Here is an 18,988-nt window from a genome sequence, read left to right on the forward strand (position 1 = left end):
ACACGTAAGGATATGGTCGCGGCTTTACAACGAATCGTTGTCCCATCGCTACGAGCGGACGGCTTTACAGGTACTTTTCCGCACTTTCGAAAAATGACTGGGTACCCAATCGACTCGTTTAGCTTTCAGTTTGACCGCTACGGAGGTGGTTTCGTAGTAGAAGGTGCGGTGTGTTCAACAGCAGGCGTCATGCATGAATGGGGCGAGCATATACCACCGCATAAAGTGACCACCCGTGATGTTAGTGAACGACTGCGTTTAAATGAAAAAAGCGGGCAGTGGTTTCGTTATGATTTAGCGGAAACGATGGCATAAGTTGCGTACCATGTACTTGATCAGTTACGTAACGCACAACATTACTGGGTTACGGGAGGTACTACATGAAAAAAGAAATTATTGCATTAGTGGACGAGGTCGGTGTAGATGGCAAACACTATAAGAAGCATATATGGGTCGGGGCGTTGCGGCTTATTGCGTGGAAAGACGAGACGCTACATACAGAAGAAAAAATGGTGCACTGGACTACAACGTACGACGGTTTAATAGACATGTCAGCGCGCATTACGAACTATATGATTGTTCGCCTCATCATTGAGGAGCAGGTGTCACATTTCAACCTTATTGATGTTGTACAAGCACCTGTAGAAGATGAAGAGTTGCACCGTCTTAGGAAAAGTGCGAAGAAGCCGGTGTATTATGAGCACCCGCTTCTTGGGAAACTGCGTTATAATAAACGTTTCGAATGTTTTACGAAAAAAATACAGTGGGATACAGATAAAGGCACAGTGACGATTCAGCAAGCAGATGACGCCGTACTTGCGCAACAATGTGCCGATGTTGTGGCATTACTAGAGCGAGAGAAATTACAACAAATCAAGCAATATGCGGCAACAGAACTAGCACCACTAACCGAAGAATGGACAGGCAAACAATATGAATCCTGTGAACTGTTACAGCACCTTGTATTTAAAGACATTGTCATGCAGGTAGATGGTGAATTTACGGTGTATTTTTCTACGAAGGCATTATTTAAGGAACATTTGATTCAAGTGGAAGGCAATCGTACACATGGTTTAAAAGGAATGTCGATATAAACAATGAAAAACTTTAGAGGCAAGTGTCGTTATTGCCGTCATATGTGGGCAACCATTAACATGTACGATTGGCAAATTGACGACAATATGTGGTTTGCTTTTACGCATTATCGCCTCGACTTTTTCGGTTACGGCAACAGAAGCGGGAAGCTACGAACAACACATATAAAAGGACATCTCGCGTTATTTGAGCGAACACTTGCACAGCTCGCTCACTTTCAAAAAACGGTACCTTTTTTATTTGTCGTTGCGAGTGAGCCATGTATCCGATTTGAAGGTGATGAAGCGGTTGTCACGTCTACAACGGCCCAGTTACTTGATGGGCAAGCGGCCATGTTTTGTACAAAAAAAGAGAAAAAGAGCGATGAAAAGCGTATGTGAAAAATGATGACATTTCACATACGCTCGTGTTTTATAAAAATGCTTGTACATCGATGAAAAACTCATACAGAAAATAACAAGCAAAGCCAAATAGCAAAATACCAGCAATTATCGACGTCCATTTAATCATGTTACGATTCATTACTTTTCGTGTGAACGAAACAATTGTTAGTAAGCCGACGTCATGTATTAAAATGCCGGTTAAAATGCCAAATGCAACAATGAAAAACTGATTCGAACTAGTTGCCGTATACGAATCGGCAAGTACTGCCCCAAAAACAGAAACCCAAAATACTAGATTACCTGGAGATACTGCGACAAGTAAGCCGTTTCGGTACGTCGACAAGAAAGATTTATTCACTTTCTCACCAGCTAATGTAATATCTTTATCTGCATGTTTAATCGAATCATAGGCTAGCATCGATAAAAAGACAGCACCAATTAGCCAACAGATAAAGAATGGGACGAATAAATGAGGACGATTACATTATCGAATGGCACAACAGTGGAGGTCGAATGTTTAAGCTGTGCTTTAACAAGTGGACGAATTGAAGCTGACGGGGGCGTCATTTTAGAAACGGACTATTTCCATGCCCATCAAGATGTCGCCTATCCGATTAAAGGGCTGATTATCGTCGCATCGAAACGACATATAAAATCTTTCGATGAATTCACCGAGGCTGAAAAAGTGGATTATATGAGTGTGCTAACGCGTTTACGAAAAGCACAGCGACAAGCTTTACAGATTGAGCATGTGTATTATTTTTATAATGAAGATACAACACATCATTTTCATACATGGATGGTCCCTCGCTATGACTGGATGTATGAATTTGGTCGTTCTGTTGAATCCGTAAGACCTGTATTACGCTACGCACGCGATGAAATGAAGGATACAAAGCATGTGAACGAAGTGATGAACGCCATTCAGTTAGTAAAAGCGCATATTCATCACGAATAAAGCGTATGAGGAGAGCTTGGACATGTTTGAAACGATCCGTATTAACAATTGGCTCGTCGAAATAGATGTTGCGAAAACACGTGCATTTTACGAACGAGGTATCGACGTCTGTACGTGCCTCGATTGCCAAAACTTTGTGGCAGCTTGTCAGCGTCTCGAACAACCCGTGGCGCATTTTTTTCAGCAGTTAGGAATCCAGGTGACAATGCCCGCGCATCTGTCGCAGTTTTCAACGGCACATCCAATGAAAAAGCTATATATCGGGCATTATCATCTCGTTGGGAACTTGCTAGAGGGTGAACGAAGCAACACATCAAATTGGAATCCTACAAATACAATGGCCATTCAAAATTTTATCGTTGGCTTTTCCGATGAAGTGACGTTTGTATCCGAGAACGTGCCTGAGCCTGTTTTGCAACTTGATTTTGAAGCGGACATTTGTTGGGTATTGGATGAACAGCCAGAGATTCGTCGTTCTAAAGAAGAATTAGCAAATTTACTGGCGGACGGTTTTTTTGAATTCGGCAGTTCAGGAAAAGTACTATATAAAGGGGAAACAAGCCAAACGATTGAACTTGGTGAAGTCCATATGCGTCTAAGTGATTTTGACATTCATCCTTTATCAGATGATATTATATTAACGACGTACAAAATTTATAATGAGTGTACCGAACAGTTTTCACTGCGTAGTTCCATTTGGAAATGTGTGGACGGCAACTGGAAAATGCATTTTCACCAAGGTACGAATATCATGTAGTTTAAAAACGAGGTGAAAACCGTGAAAGCTCTTCTATTTACGATAATTAAATGGATCGCTGCATTGTATGCAGTTGGCTATATCGTTAACGGATACACGATAGATACTTTTTGGATGCGTGTTTTACATAGTATGATGCTCACAATTTTTTCTGTGAATGTGCTGGTGTATATCCTAAAAAAAGTTGAGTATCGATTACAGAAGAATACACATGTATAAGCAACCTATGTCTATACAGGTTGCTTTTTAGTGTATGTCAAATTATGATGCGTATATTGAATCGATCTTACAATGCCAAATTTCAAACAAAAAAGCCATCGACATTTTTCATGTCAATGGCTGTATAAATGCAATTTTTAAAGAAGACACGCCTCTATCTACATCATATCAAAAATTAAATTATAAGTCTATTTATTTTTTTGTGTGAATGCGATAATGAAGTAGCGCAAATACTTCATAACGTTATGACGAAAAGAGACGGAATATGAAACAAAACATTTATGATAATGAGACTTTCTTTACACAGTACAAACAAATACGTAAACGACCATATAATTATAATAATATGCTTGAACAGCCGAACTTCCTTGCCTTACTACCTTCTGTTGTTGGTAAAGTCATGCTAGATATTGGCTGTGGAGCCGGTGACTTTGCGGCGCATTGTGTGAAGCAAGGAGCTCGCCACGTAACAGGTATTGATATTTCAGCTAATATGATTACGGCTGCTAAAAAACATACGGACGATAATCTCCATTTTGAACAAATCGCCTTTGAAGATATGCCCATTCAGCCTGAAAGCGTTGATATAGTGACAAGCTCGTTAGCGTTTCATTATATAGCGGACTTTGACCAATTAATGGAGAAGATTAGTGTGCTATTACGACAGGACGGCATATTACTTTTTTCAATGGAGCATCCCATTTCCACAGCAAATAAAGGCGGTGATGATTGGATAAAGAATGAACATGGACAAATCACCCATTTTGCGCTCGATAACTATCAATCTGAAGGGATGCGCAAAGAAAACTGGCTTGTTGATGGCGTGATAATGTACCATCGTACAATGGCGACGATTTTGAACACGCTTATTCATAACGGCCTATCCATTGAAAATGTGGTGGAGCCTGTACCGACTGAGGCGGTCAGCGAGCTATACCCAAATATACAAAAGGAATTTCGCCGCCCGTCCTTTTTATTCATAAAAGCACGAAAAATGACCGATGTGAAAATGTTAGAAGAAAGATGGACATAAACAAACATCATTTACGGGAGGGATGCACGTGTCATTTGAAGTGTGTGAAACTATTGCGGCACGGTTACAACATTTTGATAAACCTTGGTATATTGCAGGTGGCTGGGCTATTGACTTATATATCGGAAGCCATACAAGAGCGCATAAAGACATTGAGGTGGCTGTTTTACGTGAAGACCAGCAATATGTGCGAGCGTATTTAAACGATTGGTCATTTCAAAAGGCGGTGCATGGACAGCTACAGCCGTGGGAGCAGGAGTTTTTAGCGCTACCTATTCACGAAATCCATGCGACGCACACTGTAACAGGCGAACAGCTTGAAATTTTACTGAATGATGTGGCAAATGAACGATGGACATTCCGAAGAGATACGCGTATTTCATTGCCGCTTTCTTTACTGCGATGCACAACATCTACAGGCATACCGTATTTGGCGCCAGAAGTTGTACTACTATACAAAGCAACACAAACGCGTGAAAAGGATGATGCCGATTTTTATGCGGTGAAGCCTTTCCTTGAAGAGCATCGTAAACAATGGTTACGTGATGCGCTTACGCTACATATGCCTACGCATCACTGGATTCCGGCATTAGAAAAAGAAGGAGAAGGATAATTATGCTTACATATATAATTGATGAGGACGTGTCATTACGCTTATTTACGACCGATGATGCACAAGCTTTATATGATGTAACGATGGCGTCAAAGACTTATTTAAAAGAGTGGCTTGGCTGGCTTGATTATACGACGAAAGTAGAACATACCGCGCAGTACATTCAAGGGACACACCAAGCCCTTCTTGAGCAGGGCGGTTATCCGCAAACCTTTGCGATTATATATAAAGGAGAGATTGCAGGGACAATTGGCTTTAATACGCTTAGTAAAGCGCAAAAAATCGGTGTGATTGGTTACTGGCTAGGTGAGACGTTTCAGCAAAAAGGCATTATGTCAAAAGCGTTTCACGCCATGATAGCATACGGCTTTACGGACTTGAACTTAAACCGTATTGAAGTAAGAGTGGCAGTCGGCAATGTGAAAAGTCGAGCGCTTCCTGAAAAGTTCGGCTTCATACAGGAAGGGCAAATACGTGATGCAGAGTGGCTATACGACCATTATGTTGACCATATTGTTTATAGCATGTTAAAAAACGAGTGGATAGAAGGGGAGTATCACAATGGTTACATTATGAAGCATCAATCGTGACAATGTCGATGCAATATTGGCACTGGATGTTACCGATGCGCAAAAAGGATTTTTACAAACGACAAATGCAAGCAGTTTAGCCCATGCATATGCTTTACAAACAGATGGGGAAGTCGTTGTACCGCTTGCGATTTATGCAGATGATGTCGTGATCGGTTTTGTCATGTATACATATGATCGACTTGACCATGAATCGTTTACGGATTTGCCATTTTATAATCGTCCGTGTTATTTTGTGTGGCATTTTATGATTGACGCGCAGTACCAGCGTAAACATTACGGCAAACGTGCATTTGAACAAGTGTTACGACATATGCACAGTAGGACGTTAGAAGAAGCGGAGTATGTCGCGCTGTTTTACGCTACACAAAATGCGGCAGCACAATATGTATACCGCGCTGCTGGTTTTGTAGAAACGAGCATTATACAGGACCAATCCGTGCTCGCCATCAAAACCCTTGACCGCTAACGAAGAAAAGCAATTGTGCTAATATTACATGAATTTTTCGCGAAATGTATCTATTAGACAGTGAATAGACTGAAATTTAAAATAGTTTAATTCGTTTTGGTGATTAACGTAGAAGGTTCACAAAACGTGTATCGGGCATATGGTAAATAGATGGAATTGGCCTTCTAATATGTTACATATAGGAGGGAGTTCGATTGAGGCAATATTTAGGCATCATCGCAATCATCATGTTATTAGGTACTTACCTCGTTTTAGAGTTACTCGTTGGTAAACAAATCGCTCATTTATGGGTATGGATAATGGTAGTAGGCTATTTAGCAGCGGCAATCGTTACGTGCTATAGCGAAAGTGGTTTTTGGAAAAAGGCATCAGCAACGATTTTAATCGCGCTGCCACTAGGTGTTATTGTTATGTTATGCTCCTTTATGTTTGGTATATCAGGCTTTTAAATATGAAGCATTATTAACACGTGGATGTACGCATTTATCAATAGACAATAGAAAGGACTTCGTATGCAAAGATATCATTATTCTCCACCAAAATTAAAAGGTTCAACGAAATTAATTGATGTCGTCGATGCACAAGGTCATGTGCAATGCAGGTTTAAACGAATATATAAAAATCTTTTCGTCAAACTTATGTATTATTGGCAAAATTTTGATTGGTATACGCAAATAAATGTTTATTCAAATGATGGAGAACTCATTTATTTTTGTAAAAAGAACAGCAAGTGGGTTAGACATCCTTCATATGACATTGTCAATTGTCAAACGAATGAGGTGTATCATGTAACCTATACAAGCTTTTTAAATATTGCGCCGGAATTTCTGATTACAAGTGAAGCTGGTGAATTTACAATGAAAAGCAGCATCACAGATTCGGTGCAATTCTTTTATCAACGTAAAGAAGTGGCGAGATGGAACATGAAAGTGACAGAATTTTTTAAAACGTATGTCGAGATTGAAGAAGATAGTCCGATTCAAGACGTAGCCTTTTTCATTTGCCTGTTCCAATGTGTATTTTATATTGGCGACTAATAACGTGCCTGCTTAGAAGCTACTAGGCAGCTGAAATGTTGATGGGAGTTGTCTGTTATGAAACGTAATATTCTGTTTTATTTCTGCCTTGTGTTCATATATTTCCTTATTGATGTATATATTCGACATAATCCTTGGTATGAAAGTATTATCACCGTGCTTGTCTTTTTTGTGCTCTTTATTAGCTATGATGTGTTTTTTCGTTCGAATGAGCATACAAATAGATCGTGAGCTGTGTGCGATGGAACGACTATGCTATTCATTTGTTGAAATTACTTTACGCTCATTCAGGGGAATAATGAATAACGCTTACCACTGTTAGAAAGGCTTTCAAAATGCGTCCTTTTTAAGCAATTTGTGAGACATTACCATTCTTATTATGTTATGTATTTGAGAACGCTGAAATTAAAAACATGAGAAAGCAAACTGTCAACAAGTGAAAAAATTAGTTGGCACCACGTCCGTAAAAAGCATCGTTCAAAACGGAACCAACTCTACGATATATAAATAAAAAAAGCGCCAGTGAATGTTACATTCGCCGGCGCTTTTTTTATATTAACGACTTTATAAATAAACATATTTACTTTTCGTTTATTTTTATATAAACTTATTTTAAATAAGTTTATAGGAGTGGTTGGGTGGAAGTTTTAGATATACCATTAGAGGACTTAATAAAAGGTTATCAATGTATAAATAATGAGTACCATTGTTTATTTTGCGAAGCTGCTTTTAATCATGACTATGTGTATCCAATGAATGAGCAATTTTTAACAGCTGAAGGCATGATGAAACATCATATTACGCTGCACCATCGTTCGTCTTTTTACGGATTGCTGTCATTAGATAAAAAAATACACGGTTTATCGGATGTACAAATGGAGATGATGAAGCACTTTTATGAAGGTACATCTGATAAAGATATTGTCAGTCAAAGCAATTTAACAAGTGTCTCAACAGTGCGTCAACATCGCTTTAAACTACGTGAAAAGGAAAGACAGGCGAAATTATTTCTTGCGTTAATGCAGCTATTAAAAGAGCCAGAAAATTATTCAATTCATAAGGGGGCGAAACAAGTGGATGAACGTTATGGCGTAGAACAGCAAGAACGTGATAAAGTGCTGAAAACGTATTTCAAAAATGGCCTTGAAGGCGAAATGACGATTATTCCTAGTAAGGAGAAGAAAAAAATCATTATTTTACAGCATATCGTGAAACGCTTTGAAGCTGGCAAAATATATACGGAAAAAGAAGTGAATGACATACTGAAAACAGTTCATGCAGATTTTGTGTCGTTGCGCCGTCATTTAATCGAATATGGATTTATGATGCGAAATGATGATGGTTCCGAATATACTTTAAAAATGTAGCGGATAAATCGTGGAAGGGAAGTGTAAATATGAACATAGAATTAACCCGTTACCGAGTGAAAAATGGGAAATCGAGCCGAGTGGACGAATGGTTAACCTTTTTAAATGATAATATGAACGATGTTTTAGTCACACTTGAAGGTGAAAAAATGTATGTTGAAACCATTTTTAGGGAAACTTTAAATGGTGAGGAGTATTTATATTGGTATTCAGTCCAAGGAGAAGGTGGTCAAGCAGTAGAACATTCTGATCACTGGATTGATAAAAAGCATTTGCAATTTTGGCATGAATGCATCGATGAAACGTTCGGTTCAGTGGACTTACAAACGGAAGTAGTGATGATACCTGAACGCATCCAAAAAGCTATGAAATAACAGTTGCCAGTGGATTATTTTTATGTAGATTAAATGTTCTTCCAGAAAATCACATAAAATAGGTGATAGGAGTGGAAGCATGGTAATTCGAAACATGATAGCTAACGATTTAGAAGAAGTCCAAAAGATTGCATTAGTAACTTGGAGAGATACTTACAGTAGCTTTATCCCACTGTCAATTCAAGATAAAGTATTAGCAGATGCATATTCTGAAAATGAAATGAATAATCGCTTTAAAAACTCTTTAAATTTAGTTTTTGAACAGAATAACGAAATACTAGGCTATGCATTTTTTTCTGGCAATTTATTAAGCGCGGATATTTTTTTAGAATCACTATATATCCATCCGCAACACCAAGGGAAAGGGATTGGCAAACACTTAATGCAATTTGGGATTGCACAATATAATGAGCCTAAAACCTTATTTTTAGTTGTTTACAAAGGGAATGAAAGCATTTTATTTTATGAAAAAATGGGCTTTACAATAACGAATGAAAACAACGGAGATTTTTTTGGACATCCAGTAGTATTTATTGTGATGAAGAAGGCGTTAGATGGCTCAGCATCTATACAAACTCATACATAATAACGTTTTTTAAACTTCCTATGAGAGCGTAGGACAAAACCATCTTTAAATGGCGTAAAGAGCTTGAGACAAACACGATGTTCTGCTTAAATGTTCATACTCTTGCGGTACCTCGTCGCCAAAAAACAATGGCTATTCCTGTAGAAGTCACCGCTTGTATTGGGACGCACCAGCAAATTTTAGTATAGCCATGCACGCGGCTGTATGTAGCGTGTACACTTGATATAAATAAACGAATGAAAGCTACAGCGAATGTGATTTTCGCTGTAGCTTTTTACAATCAAGATAGGGCTTTTCCTATATTAGTTATAAATTTGACCGCCTGCGCAATTAATTGTTGAACCGTTTAACATTTTACTATTGTTCATCGCAAATAGCATCGCTGCTGTTACTTCTTCGGGTGTTGCGGCGATATTTGGTGGTGTTGTCACATAAATCGCTTTACCGATTTCCTCGTTCATTGTCACAGCCGCGTTTGCAGAAATATTTGTTAACATATTGTTTGGTGCAACTCCAACTGCAAAAATATTTTTGTCTTGGTAATCTTGTCCGATTGATTTTGTTAATGCGTTTACCGCATGCTTTGTCATCGAGTACACTCCGTTATACGCTGTCGGTTTGTATGAATTTGATGATACCGTGTTAACAATTGTACCGCCACCATTTTCAAGCATATGTGGGATGACATATTTTACACCGAAGAATGCGCCTTTGACATTCACATTCATAATGCGGTCATACTCGTTGACATCATATTCGTGGATGAGACGGAACGGCACCATTAAGCCTGCGTTATTGAAAAAGACATCAATTTTACCGAATGCTTCAATTGTTTGTGCTACATAATTTTTCACGTCGTCTTCGTTTGACACATCAGCTTTAATGAAAATCGCTTCTGCACCTAATTCCTTCGCCATCTCTACCGTTTTTTGTCCTTCTACTTCGTTAAAATCAACAACGGCAATATTGTAAGGCTCTTTAGCTAATTGTAAAACGGTTGCACGACCTAACCCAGTTGCGGCACCTGTAATTAATACGACTTTTTTCATGTGAAATCCTCCTCTACTTTATACGCAAAGGTATAAGTACGTTTAAGTATAATCTGTCCTACATTTAATGGAACGACATGTGTGTGCAAATTGTAGCTTATCCAACAAATTATATGATATTGTTGGATAATTGAGGTGAGCACATTGAAACAAGATTTACGCGTGAAAAAGACGAAAAAAGCATTGTTCGAAGCGTTACTACAGCTATTACAAACATACAATTTTTTTGATGTTACCGTCACGAAGCTATGCGAAAAAGCTGACGTAAACCGCTCGACTTTTTATGCACATTATACAAATATGGAAGATTTATTTGTGTCGCATATGATGCAAATGATGGAGGCGCTCATTGCTGAATATCAACAAGCACATACACAAGTAGGAAGAGGTGAGCAAACAGCATTAACGAATGTGTTTCAGCACATTTTAAGCAACCGTACCTTTTATGATGTTTTATTTTCAGATAAGCTTCCAGCAAAATATCTCGCTCTTTTTAGTCATTATTATATGCAAGTGCCCAAAGAAATTATTGCACAGTCCGGCAAAAGCGAGATGGATGAAGAGCTGTATTACACATTTTGTATCAGCGCAACAATTGGCGTTATTAATCATTGGCGCAAAAGTAATTATGCCAAAACACCACTTGAAATGAGTCAGCAAACCGTACTTTTTTTCTCGCAGTAAAGTTGTTGAGAAGTTGAATCGATTGTCAAACTCTTCATTCACGCGTAAGATAAGGAAGAGAACAGAAGAAGGAGAGATACATATGAATTACACAGAGATTACGAGTATTGAACAGTGGCAACAAGTTTTAGCAACGTCAAACGAGCAACCGATTTTGGTCTTAAAGCACAGCACAACTTGCCCGATTAGCGCTGCTGCGTATAGCGAGTTTACAGCGGTAGATTTCGAGCATGCGTATTTAGTAAAAGTAATTGAAAGCCGTGACGTTTCTAATGAAATCGCTGCAAACCTAGACGTACAACATGCATCTCCACAAGCGATTGTCATTAAAGACGGCAAAGCTTCTTGGCAAGCGACACACCACGCTGTTACAGCAAAAGCAATCGAAGAAGCTATCGCCTAACAAACCGCTTCCGTGTTCAACTGAACGCAGAAGCGGTTTTTCTATGCTTATTTATTGACCCATTTTTGAGATGTTAGCAATTGTGCCACCATCTACACGTAAGTCAATACCTGTAATGTATGATGCTGCATCACTTAATAAAAATGCGACAGCTGTTGCGATTTCTGATGATTCACCTTCACGTTGCAGTGGTGTAATTTGTAGCATCGCTTGCATTTGTTTTTGTTGTGCCGCCTCTTGGCGACCCATTGGCGTGTTAATGGAACCAGGTGATAATGAGTTAATACGTGCCCCCTTTTGACCCCATGTCCATGCTTGGTCTTCCGCGATTAATTGTACACCTAGTTTTGACATTGAGTACGCGGTGCCTGGATTACCTTGTGCAAATTGCTCCATCGCATCAATGGCGTTTTCCGCTAATGGCTGTTTTAACACGTCGATATATGGTCCTTGGCGTGGTACCATATAGCCGCTCATTGATGATACTAATACAACCGCTGTGCCCGTTGTTGCAAGTGGTAAAAAGGCGTCTAAAATAATGCCTGTACCGACTAAGTTTACTTCGGTAATACGGCGTGAATCTGCCATTGTTGGTGATAATCCTGCTGTGTGCACTAAGCCTTTTAATGTACCAAGCGTTGCTGCTTTTTCGGCAAGCGCTGCTACATTTTCTTTTGATGTAATGTCCACTGTTTGGTAATGTACATTCGTGATGCCTTTCGCCGCTAATTCTTCTTTCGTCGCGACTAAGCGCTCCTCTGACATATCAGCTAATAATACGATACCATCTTTTCCAACGATTTCGGCTGTCGCTTTGCCCATACCGCCCGAGCCACCTGTAATTACAAATAAATTGTTTGTCATGTTCATTCCTCCAACTATTCATTTATACTTAGTGTACAAGCTTTTTCTATAAAGAAAGTGAACATTTCACGCTAAAATGTCAGGAGGTGTGACATCTGATTACCGCAAAACATAAAATTATGGAAGTGTATCTACAATTATTAACCAAAACGACACATGGTGCGTTGTCGATTAAGGAAATTACCGTTGCAGCAAATGTATCACGCACGACGTTTTATCATTATTTCGCCGATAAAGATGCACTCTGGGGCGCTGTAAAAGAAAAAATTTATGCGCTTTTTTTATCGTATTATGAATCGGCAAACCGCACGTCAGACCGCATTGTCACTTTTACGCTATGTGAACATATTTTTAAATATCGTACGTTTTATGAACGTGTGTTTCATGACGCGTATGAAATTCAGCAATTATCGAATTTGCTTGCCGAGAAATTATATGTGACGTTTCAAGATAAAGACTATGCTACATTTGCAAGTTACGGCACAATTGGCTATTTAAGCATTTGGGTGCAACAATATTTCATCATTTCACCACAGGAAGCGGGCGAGCGATTACTTAAAATTGGTGGCACGAATTGGTCGTTTGAAAACTTTACGGCATCTCTTTTATAAATACACAGGAAAATAATTGCTTTTTAGCCGCCATTTCGTTATAACTAAAGACACGTAGAGGAGGAGTTTTCGTGCATCACATTCATGAAATTACAGAAGCGCAACAATATATTGAATCATTTATTACGAACAAGCCAAGAGTCGGTATTATTTTAGGGTCAGGACTTGGCCCATTTGCCGATACATTACAAAATGCAGTCCGCATCCCGTATGATAATATCCCACACTTTGCCAAATCAGCAGCAGTCGGACATGCTAATGAATTAGTCATTGGCACAATCGGTGAGCAACAAGTGCTCGCAATGAAGGGACGCTTCCATTATTATGAAGGCTTCACATTAGACCAAGTGACATTCCCGGTCCGTGTAATGAAAGCGTTAGGCGTTGAAAAACTAATCATTACAAATGCGTGTGGTGCGGTGAACACCGAGTTTAACCCAGGTGATCTAATGCTCATTACCGACCACATTAATTTAACAGCAACTAATCCGTTAATGGGGCCAAATAATGATGCGTTAGGTGTGCGCTTCTTAGATGTATCGGAAGTGTATAACAAAAATTTGCGCGCCATCGTCAAAGACGTAGCCGCTACACATGGCGTAACACTGCGTGAAGGGGTGTATGCATGGTGGATAGGTCCAACGTATGAAACACCAGCAGAAGTGCGTATGATTCGTATGTTCGGCGCAGACGCAGTAGGTATGTCAACTGTGCCAGAAGCGTTAATTGCGCACCACTCAGGCATTGAAACAGTAGGTATTTCGTGTTTAACGAATATGGCATGTGGCATTCTTGACCAGCCGCTTAGCCATGATGAAGTCATTGAAACAGCAGAACGTGTGAAAGCGACATTCTTGAAGCTTGTTACAGATGTAATTACACGTTTTTAAGAGGACCTATGTAAAGGGAAGCTTGAGACAGCAGCCGAAAAACAGCAAACTGACAAATGTCGGTTTGCTGTTTTTTATAATGGCAAGGTTCGTCTTAGTGAACGCTTTCCACGGGCATGGCTTGGGGCAAACATGATGTTCCCCTGTAGTCTCTTGTACGTGCTCTTCCCGCAGGAGTCGCCACTTTCAAGCCCCTCGCCAGCATATTATTTAATTAAAAAATAGGAGTTAGCACAACACGCAATATCCTATGCGAAATGAGATACATACGAATGAAACCATCTCTGTATTTTAAACATTACGTTATATCCCGCCCTCTTTTTTATATCCCTATTATTTATACAGCTGTGGCGCGCATGAGAAACCGCGCTTTTTAAGCATTTGTTTAATATCACTTGTTTGCATTCCTTCTAATACATAGTCAGAAATGATGCTTAAAATTTCAATATCTTGAATCGAATATTTGCGTGTCCCCTTCGCGGAGCGCTCTGGAATGACTAAGCCCTTCTCTTCATAATAACGAATTTGTCGTGTTGATAAGCCGAGTAATTCACTCACATTGCCAATTGAAATAAGCTTTTTATCTTTAAATGTACCTTCTTCCATATGCAACGCCTCCTTAACTTTGTTTTAATGTAAGAAAATATAACATTAAAACTTATTCATTTGTATATATTTTAAATTATATGTTAGAAAATCTAACATAAAGGTCGTTTTTCGATGATTGAAGCACGTATAATCAAAGTACATTAAGCAATCAGCACACCACTAAAATGGAACGCGTTTCATAATGTGGAATGAATGCAATTTGAAGGAGGAACTACATATGAACAAATGGCAAAAACGATTTTTACCAATGGGTATGTTATTAACGCTTGCATTAGTTGGCTGCGGGGCAGAGGAAACAGAAGATGTACAAGCGACAGACGGAGATGCTATTCCATTAAAAGTAGGTATTCAAAAAATTGCAGCATTATCCAATGCCTGGATTGCAGAGGAAATTGGTATTTATGAAGAGCACGGCTTAGATGTTGAGCTGATTGAGTTTAAATCCGGCTCAGAATCGATTAATGCACAGCGTTCTGGCAGTGTAGATATTATTTTATCGGCACCCGGCACAGCGATGGTGGCGAATGAGTCAGGCTTTGACCTTGTATCAATTGCACAAAATGAGGTTGCGCAAGCAGAAGGCCCTGATACCGCTTCAATTCAAGTGCTCGCCGACTCGGGCATTACATCACTTGCCGATTTAGAAGGAAAAAAGGTTGCCATTTATGACTCGCGTAACCAGCTTGTCATTGGACTCAAAATGATTATTGAAGAAGCGGGTGTCGATATTGACAAAGTCAATTTTGTCGAAGTGCCGTTTGCGAGCATGGCAGACGCGTTAAAGAACGGACAAGTGGATGCGATTTCGTTAGTCGACCCGTACACAACACAATTACTATCAGAAGGTGAGACAACGGTTATCTCTTGGAACTATGTTGAAAGTATTCCAGAACAGCCAGTTGGTGCTTGGTACGCACGAGAGGAATTTGTGGAAGAAAATAGCGAAGCTGTATCGCGCTTTTATGATGCGATTACCGCAGCCAGTGCCTATATGTTAGAAGATGAGGAGCGTGCAAAGGAGCATATTGTGGCATATACAGGTGTGGATGCATCATTAATTGCTGAGATGCCACCAATTGCTTGGAGCAACACATACAGTGAAGAAACGTGGCAAGATATTATTGATATGTACGTCGATGCAGGCGAGTTAAACGAGTCACATGAAGCGACAGAATATTTTGCAGACCATGTCATTGAGAGCTTACAACAATAATCGAGAAAGGGTGTTGTCAAATGGTAACGTCAAATGTATATGAATTAGGGTTAGACCAGGAACGTCCATTCACAGGCACAGCAAGACCGAAAACATTAATTAATATTGCCAATATGAATAAAGTATTCCATGTTAACAAAAAGAACATTACAGTATTCGATAACTTCTCTTATGACATTCAAGAAGGGAGCTTTTTATCGATTGTTGGTCCTTCAGGTTGTGGTAAATCAACATTATTGAAGCTTGTATCTGGGCTAGAGATGCCAACAGACGGACAAATTGTCTTTGATGGACAAGCGATTGCCGGACCACCAAAAGGGATGATTTATGTATTTCAGCAATATACAAAATCGATTTTCCCGTGGTATACAGTCATTGAAAATATTGAATTTGGTTTACGCACCCAAAAGAAAAAAATCTCGAAGCAAGAAGCACGTGAACGCTGTTTACAATATATTAAGCTGGTTGGTTTAGAAGGCTACGAGGATTATTATCCATCGCAGTTATCGGGTGGGATGCAGCAACGCGTGGTCATTGCACGAGCCTTAATTTGCGAGCCAAAAGTATTGTTAATGGATGAACCATTTAGTGCCGTTGATGCGATGACGCGTGCGATTTTACAAGAGCTGTTGCTTGAAATTTGGCAAAAGCTCGATATTACCATTTTATTTGTGACACATGATGTTGAAGAAGCAGTGTTTTTATCCAGCCATATTATTTCACTCGGCAAAGCACCAATTGGCTTGAAGGAAGAAATGCTTGTAACGTTGCCATATCCACGAGACCAAATTGAGACACGCAAAAATAAACATTTCACGTCGATGCAACATCAATTGTTTGAAAGTATTTTTTCACAGGAAAAAGGACATCTTTAAAAAAGACACGAAGGAGCGATGTGCATGTTAAAACGATGGCCAGGATTTGCGTTAATTATTGGATTACTTGTATTGTGGGAAATTACATCAAAATCAGGGATGGTGGACTCGATTAGTCTACCACCTGTCAGCAATGTCTTTAGCACATGGGGCGGCATTATTGCAGATGGTACATTGCTTGATTATTTATTGCCAAGCTTAGGACGTATTTTTGCAGGATTTTTACTTGCGGCAGTTGTGGCAATACCGCTTGGACTACTGATGGGCACAACACCTTTTATTTACCGTTTACTTGAGCCGATTACCGAGCTGATTCGCCCAATTCCAGCATCTGCGTATATTCCAGTCGCAATTTTATTTTTAGGCATTGAAAATGAAATGAAAGTATTCGTCATTTTCCTGTCGAGCTTATTCCCAATTTTATTAAATACATATAGCGGTGTACGTGGTGTCGATAGCATTTTAATTGATACAGGGCGCACATTCGGTGTATCAAAAATACGTTCACTATTCCAAATTATTTTACCGGCTGCTTTGCCTTCGATTTTAACAGGTATGCGTGTCTCGATTGGGATTGCGCTTGTCGTGGCAGTTGTAGCAGAAATGATTACCGGTAACAGTGGCATTGGTTACTTCATTTTAGATATGCAACGTATTTTCCAAGTAGCAGAAATGTTCGCAGGTATTTTCACACTGGGCATTGTCGGCTATGGTATCAACTTTGTATTTTTGAAGATTGAACAATACTTCCTACGTTGGCGCGGTGAAGCAAACCCAGTATAAACACATAACAATTGAATGGAGGAATAGAGGATGACAAAAATTTGGGATGCATTATTAACAGAAACAGATCGTTTAGTAATTGAGCGTGGTGGCTACGGTAAATCACGCGGACTTGGAAAAAAGCCACTACTTCTAATTATTGACCCGCAATATAACTATATGGGCGAAAATGTACCGATTGAAGAACAGCTGCATAAATACCCGAGCGGTGGCGGTAGCACTGCTTGGAACACGGTTGAAAAGGTACAGGCATTAAAAGCGATGGCAGATGCATTGAACATTCCAACGATTTATACGCGTAATGTGCAAAAGAAAACGACACAGTTTGACTCGTTTGCGTTAAAAGCAAACCGCGACCAATCGAATTATATTGACGGCTCTTTTGGCACACAGATTGTCGAGGAACTATTGCCAAATGACGGGGATATCATCGTCGATAAATGTTACGCGAGTGCATTTTTTGGCACACCGTTAATTAGCTATTTAGTAAAGCTTGGCGTTGACTCATTAATTGTGGTTGGCGGTTCGACGAGTGGTTGCGTACGTGCCACAATTGTCGATGCTGTGACGCATAACTTCAATGTGGCGATTGTTGAAGATGCGGTATATGACCGTATTGAACTGTCACATAAGGCTGCACTCCTTGATTTATGGATGAAATATTGTGATGTCATTGACACAGAACACGTACTCGCGTATTTCGATACATTGCATGTTAACGCGTCGTAATGGCAGAAAGTAGGTGAACGTATGAAGGCACAACCATTATTAGTACAAGCTGTAGAGCGTGCATTACATATTTTAGATTGCTTTACAGACGAGCAAGCAGAATTATCGGTAAAAGACATCGCCACAGCGCTAGCATTACCAAAAAGTACGGTTGTGCGTTTACTCCATACATTAAAGGCACACCGCTTTATTGAACAAAATGAGCAAACCCAGCAATACCGTTTAGGCTTTAAATTGTTTGAGCTTGGCAGTCTGTATGCACAGCAAATGGATTTACGCAAAGAAGCGTTGCCGATGATGCAGCGACTACAACTTGAAACAGGTGAAACGGTTAGTTTAAATATTTTAGATGACTATGAGCGTATTTGCATTGAAAAAGTAGAAAGCCGTCAAGATATTCGTAATTTTGTAAAGGTTGGTAGCCGCAGTGCGTTATGCTTTGGTGCTTCAGGGCGCATGCTCCTCAGCTATTTGCCACAAGTAGAGCAGCATTTCGTCATGGACAAGGAAGGCTTGTCACCAGTAGAGCAACAACAGTTAAATGAACAAATTACACGTATTGTGGCAGCAGGCTATGCGCTTAGTAAAGGAGAGCGTATTAGCGGCCTGTTATCGATTGCCGCACCAATTTTTGATCATCAAGGTCAAATTATTGCAGGCTTGTCGTTATCAGGACCACTCGTGCGGACGCATGAAAAAGAAGCGTACTTAATTGAACAGCTACTACAAGCAACCAGCGAGTTATCGGCACGCTTAGGCTATCCATTTTCGATGCGCGCGTTACGGTAAGGGGGGAG

Annotated in this window: 26 protein-coding genes and 1 pseudogene; 23 read left to right on the forward strand and 4 right to left on the reverse strand. The window is 39.7% G+C overall.

Annotated elements, in window-relative coordinates:
* The first annotated feature begins 12 nt into the window (after positions 1-12).
* The 3 genes from A6M13_RS10195 (at position 13) to A6M13_RS10205 (ending at position 1,475) form a co-directional block, all read left to right on the forward strand.
* Complete coding sequence (locus A6M13_RS10195) at positions 13-315, forward strand: DUF4304 domain-containing protein (RefSeq protein ID WP_066545658.1); 303 nt, start codon at positions 13-15, stop codon at positions 313-315.
* A 65-nt stretch (positions 316-380) separates the two neighbouring features.
* Entirely contained in the window at positions 381-1,094 is a 714-nt protein-coding gene (locus A6M13_RS10200) for a DUF2262 domain-containing protein (protein WP_066545661.1), read from the forward strand.
* Between the two features lie 3 nt (positions 1,095-1,097).
* The gene (locus A6M13_RS10205) at positions 1,098-1,475 is read left to right on the forward strand and encodes a hypothetical protein (protein ID WP_141680945.1); all 378 of its coding nucleotides are present in this window, start codon (positions 1,098-1,100) and stop codon (positions 1,473-1,475) included.
* Positions 1,476-1,506: 31 nt separating this feature from the next.
* Here A6M13_RS10205 and A6M13_RS10210 read toward each other — a convergent pair.
* A pseudogene (locus A6M13_RS10210) lies at positions 1,507-1,923 on the reverse strand (LysE family transporter); the annotation flags it as partial.
* Positions 1,924-1,947: 24 nt separating this feature from the next.
* On the opposite strand from A6M13_RS10210, the gene A6M13_RS10215 reads away from it, so the two are divergent.
* The 11 genes from A6M13_RS10215 (at position 1,948) to A6M13_RS10270 (ending at position 9,481) form a co-directional block, all read left to right on the forward strand.
* Positions 1,948-2,436: an HIT family protein gene (locus A6M13_RS10215; protein ID WP_066545668.1), complete on the forward strand. Its 489-nt coding sequence runs from the start codon at positions 1,948-1,950 to the stop codon at positions 2,434-2,436.
* A 412-nt stretch (positions 2,437-2,848) separates the two neighbouring features.
* A complete protein-coding gene (locus A6M13_RS10220; protein WP_066546226.1) occupies positions 2,849-3,193 on the forward strand; it encodes a nuclear transport factor 2 family protein in 345 nt (114 codons plus the stop codon).
* 484 nt (positions 3,194-3,677) lie between these two features.
* Positions 3,678-4,445 (forward strand): class I SAM-dependent methyltransferase, encoded by a 768-nt coding sequence (locus tag A6M13_RS10230; protein ID WP_066545677.1) that lies wholly within the window; start codon positions 3,678-3,680, stop codon positions 4,443-4,445.
* A 28-nt stretch (positions 4,446-4,473) separates the two neighbouring features.
* Positions 4,474-5,058, forward strand: coding sequence for a nucleotidyltransferase domain-containing protein (locus A6M13_RS10235; RefSeq protein ID WP_066545679.1), 585 nt, complete (start codon positions 4,474-4,476; stop codon positions 5,056-5,058).
* A 2-nt stretch (positions 5,059-5,060) separates the two neighbouring features.
* Positions 5,061-5,648: a GNAT family N-acetyltransferase gene (locus A6M13_RS10240; protein WP_066545681.1), complete on the forward strand. Its 588-nt coding sequence runs from the start codon at positions 5,061-5,063 to the stop codon at positions 5,646-5,648.
* A 16-nt stretch (positions 5,649-5,664) separates the two neighbouring features.
* A complete protein-coding gene (locus A6M13_RS10245; RefSeq protein WP_066545690.1) occupies positions 5,665-6,117 on the forward strand; it encodes a GNAT family N-acetyltransferase in 453 nt (150 codons plus the stop codon).
* A gap of 194 nt (positions 6,118-6,311) precedes the next feature.
* Complete coding sequence (locus A6M13_RS10250; protein WP_066545694.1) at positions 6,312-6,566, forward strand: hypothetical protein; 255 nt, start codon at positions 6,312-6,314, stop codon at positions 6,564-6,566.
* A 63-nt stretch (positions 6,567-6,629) separates the two neighbouring features.
* Positions 6,630-7,154, forward strand: a complete 525-nt coding sequence (locus A6M13_RS16730; RefSeq protein ID WP_066545698.1) for a tubby C-terminal domain-like protein — start codon at positions 6,630-6,632, stop codon at positions 7,152-7,154.
* Positions 7,155-7,792: 638 nt separating this feature from the next.
* Positions 7,793-8,521: a DUF2087 domain-containing protein gene (locus tag A6M13_RS10260; protein WP_066545703.1), complete on the forward strand. Its 729-nt coding sequence runs from the start codon at positions 7,793-7,795 to the stop codon at positions 8,519-8,521.
* Positions 8,522-8,550: 29 nt separating this feature from the next.
* Positions 8,551-8,895 (forward strand): DUF6176 family protein, encoded by a 345-nt coding sequence (locus A6M13_RS10265; protein WP_066545705.1) that lies wholly within the window; start codon positions 8,551-8,553, stop codon positions 8,893-8,895.
* A gap of 79 nt (positions 8,896-8,974) precedes the next feature.
* The gene (locus A6M13_RS10270; protein WP_066545708.1) at positions 8,975-9,481 is read left to right on the forward strand and encodes a GNAT family N-acetyltransferase; all 507 of its coding nucleotides are present in this window, start codon (positions 8,975-8,977) and stop codon (positions 9,479-9,481) included.
* Between the two features lie 302 nt (positions 9,482-9,783).
* On the opposite strand, the gene A6M13_RS10275 is transcribed toward A6M13_RS10270, so the two are convergent.
* Positions 9,784-10,530: an SDR family NAD(P)-dependent oxidoreductase gene (locus tag A6M13_RS10275; protein ID WP_066545710.1), complete on the reverse strand. Its 747-nt coding sequence runs from the start codon at positions 10,528-10,530 to the stop codon at positions 9,784-9,786.
* Between the two features lie 144 nt (positions 10,531-10,674).
* On the opposite strand from A6M13_RS10275, the gene A6M13_RS10280 reads away from it, so the two are divergent.
* Both A6M13_RS10280 and ytxJ read left to right on the forward strand, forming a co-directional pair.
* A complete protein-coding gene (locus A6M13_RS10280) occupies positions 10,675-11,214 on the forward strand; it encodes a TetR/AcrR family transcriptional regulator (RefSeq protein WP_066545713.1) in 540 nt (179 codons plus the stop codon).
* Between the two features lie 82 nt (positions 11,215-11,296).
* The gene (gene ytxJ, locus A6M13_RS10285; RefSeq protein ID WP_066545715.1) at positions 11,297-11,617 is read left to right on the forward strand and encodes a bacillithiol system redox-active protein YtxJ; all 321 of its coding nucleotides are present in this window, start codon (positions 11,297-11,299) and stop codon (positions 11,615-11,617) included.
* A gap of 51 nt (positions 11,618-11,668) precedes the next feature.
* On the opposite strand, the gene A6M13_RS10290 is transcribed toward ytxJ, so the two are convergent.
* On the reverse strand, positions 11,669-12,481 hold the full coding sequence (locus A6M13_RS10290; protein WP_066545717.1) for an SDR family oxidoreductase: 813 nt from the start codon (positions 12,479-12,481) through the stop codon (positions 11,669-11,671).
* Between the two features lie 119 nt (positions 12,482-12,600).
* Here A6M13_RS10290 and A6M13_RS10295 point away from each other — a divergent pair, with 119 nt between their 5' ends.
* Together A6M13_RS10295 and A6M13_RS10300 are read left to right on the forward strand one after the other, a co-directional pair.
* Positions 12,601-13,092, forward strand: a complete 492-nt coding sequence (locus tag A6M13_RS10295) for a TetR/AcrR family transcriptional regulator (RefSeq protein ID WP_066545719.1) — start codon at positions 12,601-12,603, stop codon at positions 13,090-13,092.
* Between the two features lie 71 nt (positions 13,093-13,163).
* A complete protein-coding gene (locus A6M13_RS10300) occupies positions 13,164-13,982 on the forward strand; it encodes a purine-nucleoside phosphorylase (protein ID WP_066545721.1) in 819 nt (272 codons plus the stop codon).
* Between the two features lie 333 nt (positions 13,983-14,315).
* Here the strand turns inward: A6M13_RS10300 and A6M13_RS10305 are convergent, their stop codons facing one another.
* Positions 14,316-14,588: a MerR family transcriptional regulator gene (locus A6M13_RS10305; protein WP_066545723.1), complete on the reverse strand. Its 273-nt coding sequence runs from the start codon at positions 14,586-14,588 to the stop codon at positions 14,316-14,318.
* 220 nt (positions 14,589-14,808) lie between these two features.
* Between A6M13_RS10305 and A6M13_RS10310 the strand changes: the two genes are divergently transcribed.
* The 5 genes from A6M13_RS10310 to A6M13_RS10330 are packed head-to-tail and all read left to right on the forward strand — an operon-like array spanning position 14,809 to position 18,980.
* Positions 14,809-15,804 (forward strand): ABC transporter substrate-binding protein, encoded by a 996-nt coding sequence (locus A6M13_RS10310; protein ID WP_066545724.1) that lies wholly within the window; start codon positions 14,809-14,811, stop codon positions 15,802-15,804.
* A gap of 20 nt (positions 15,805-15,824) precedes the next feature.
* The gene (locus A6M13_RS10315) at positions 15,825-16,679 is read left to right on the forward strand and encodes an ABC transporter ATP-binding protein (protein WP_083998322.1); all 855 of its coding nucleotides are present in this window, start codon (positions 15,825-15,827) and stop codon (positions 16,677-16,679) included.
* 24 nt (positions 16,680-16,703) lie between these two features.
* Positions 16,704-17,462 (forward strand): ABC transporter permease, encoded by a 759-nt coding sequence (locus A6M13_RS10320; protein WP_066545729.1) that lies wholly within the window; start codon positions 16,704-16,706, stop codon positions 17,460-17,462.
* A 30-nt stretch (positions 17,463-17,492) separates the two neighbouring features.
* Positions 17,493-18,191 (forward strand): isochorismatase family protein, encoded by a 699-nt coding sequence (locus A6M13_RS10325; protein ID WP_066545731.1) that lies wholly within the window; start codon positions 17,493-17,495, stop codon positions 18,189-18,191.
* Positions 18,192-18,212: 21 nt separating this feature from the next.
* Positions 18,213-18,980, forward strand: coding sequence for an IclR family transcriptional regulator (locus A6M13_RS10330; RefSeq protein ID WP_066545738.1), 768 nt, complete (start codon positions 18,213-18,215; stop codon positions 18,978-18,980).
* Positions 18,981-18,988: the final 8 nt, after the last annotated feature.

The organism is Caryophanon tenue (assembly GCF_001700315.1).
Lineage (GTDB): Bacteria > Bacillota > Bacilli > Bacillales_A > Planococcaceae > Caryophanon > Caryophanon tenue.

Excerpts from the sequence above, each read along its gene's own strand:
- A6M13_RS10295 (WP_066545719.1), top strand. The coding sequence starts at position 12,601 with ATGGAAGTGTATCTACAATTATTAACCAAAACGACACATGGTGCGTTG.
- A6M13_RS10330 (WP_066545738.1), top strand. The coding sequence starts at position 18,213 with ATGAAGGCACAACCATTATTAGTACAAGCTGTAGAGCGTGCATTACAT.
- A6M13_RS16730 (WP_066545698.1), top strand. The coding sequence starts at position 6,630 with ATGCAAAGATATCATTATTCTCCACCAAAATTAAAAGGTTCAACGAAA.
- A6M13_RS10215 (WP_066545668.1), top strand. The coding sequence starts at position 1,948 with ATGAGGACGATTACATTATCGAATGGCACAACAGTGGAGGTCGAATGT.
- A6M13_RS10315 (WP_083998322.1), top strand. The coding sequence starts at position 15,825 with ATGGTAACGTCAAATGTATATGAATTAGGGTTAGACCAGGAACGTCCA.
- A6M13_RS10200 (WP_066545661.1), top strand. The coding sequence starts at position 381 with ATGAAAAAAGAAATTATTGCATTAGTGGACGAGGTCGGTGTAGATGGC.
- A6M13_RS10195 (WP_066545658.1), top strand. The coding sequence starts at position 13 with ATGGTCGCGGCTTTACAACGAATCGTTGTCCCATCGCTACGAGCGGAC.
- A6M13_RS10265 (WP_066545705.1), top strand. The coding sequence starts at position 8,551 with ATGAACATAGAATTAACCCGTTACCGAGTGAAAAATGGGAAATCGAGC.
- A6M13_RS10240 (WP_066545681.1), top strand. The coding sequence starts at position 5,061 with ATGCTTACATATATAATTGATGAGGACGTGTCATTACGCTTATTTACG.
- A6M13_RS10290 (WP_066545717.1), bottom strand. The coding sequence starts at position 12,481 with ATGACAAACAATTTATTTGTAATTACAGGTGGCTCGGGCGGTATGGGC.
- A6M13_RS10230 (WP_066545677.1), top strand. The coding sequence starts at position 3,678 with ATGAAACAAAACATTTATGATAATGAGACTTTCTTTACACAGTACAAA.
- A6M13_RS10310 (WP_066545724.1), top strand. The coding sequence starts at position 14,809 with ATGAACAAATGGCAAAAACGATTTTTACCAATGGGTATGTTATTAACG.
- A6M13_RS10275 (WP_066545710.1), bottom strand. The coding sequence starts at position 10,530 with ATGAAAAAAGTCGTATTAATTACAGGTGCCGCAACTGGGTTAGGTCGT.
- A6M13_RS10205 (WP_141680945.1), top strand. The coding sequence starts at position 1,098 with ATGAAAAACTTTAGAGGCAAGTGTCGTTATTGCCGTCATATGTGGGCA.
- A6M13_RS10320 (WP_066545729.1), top strand. The coding sequence starts at position 16,704 with ATGTTAAAACGATGGCCAGGATTTGCGTTAATTATTGGATTACTTGTA.
- ytxJ (WP_066545715.1), top strand. The coding sequence starts at position 11,297 with ATGAATTACACAGAGATTACGAGTATTGAACAGTGGCAACAAGTTTTA.
- A6M13_RS10325 (WP_066545731.1), top strand. The coding sequence starts at position 17,493 with ATGACAAAAATTTGGGATGCATTATTAACAGAAACAGATCGTTTAGTA.
- A6M13_RS10305 (WP_066545723.1), bottom strand. The coding sequence starts at position 14,588 with ATGGAAGAAGGTACATTTAAAGATAAAAAGCTTATTTCAATTGGCAAT.
- A6M13_RS10270 (WP_066545708.1), top strand. The coding sequence starts at position 8,975 with ATGGTAATTCGAAACATGATAGCTAACGATTTAGAAGAAGTCCAAAAG.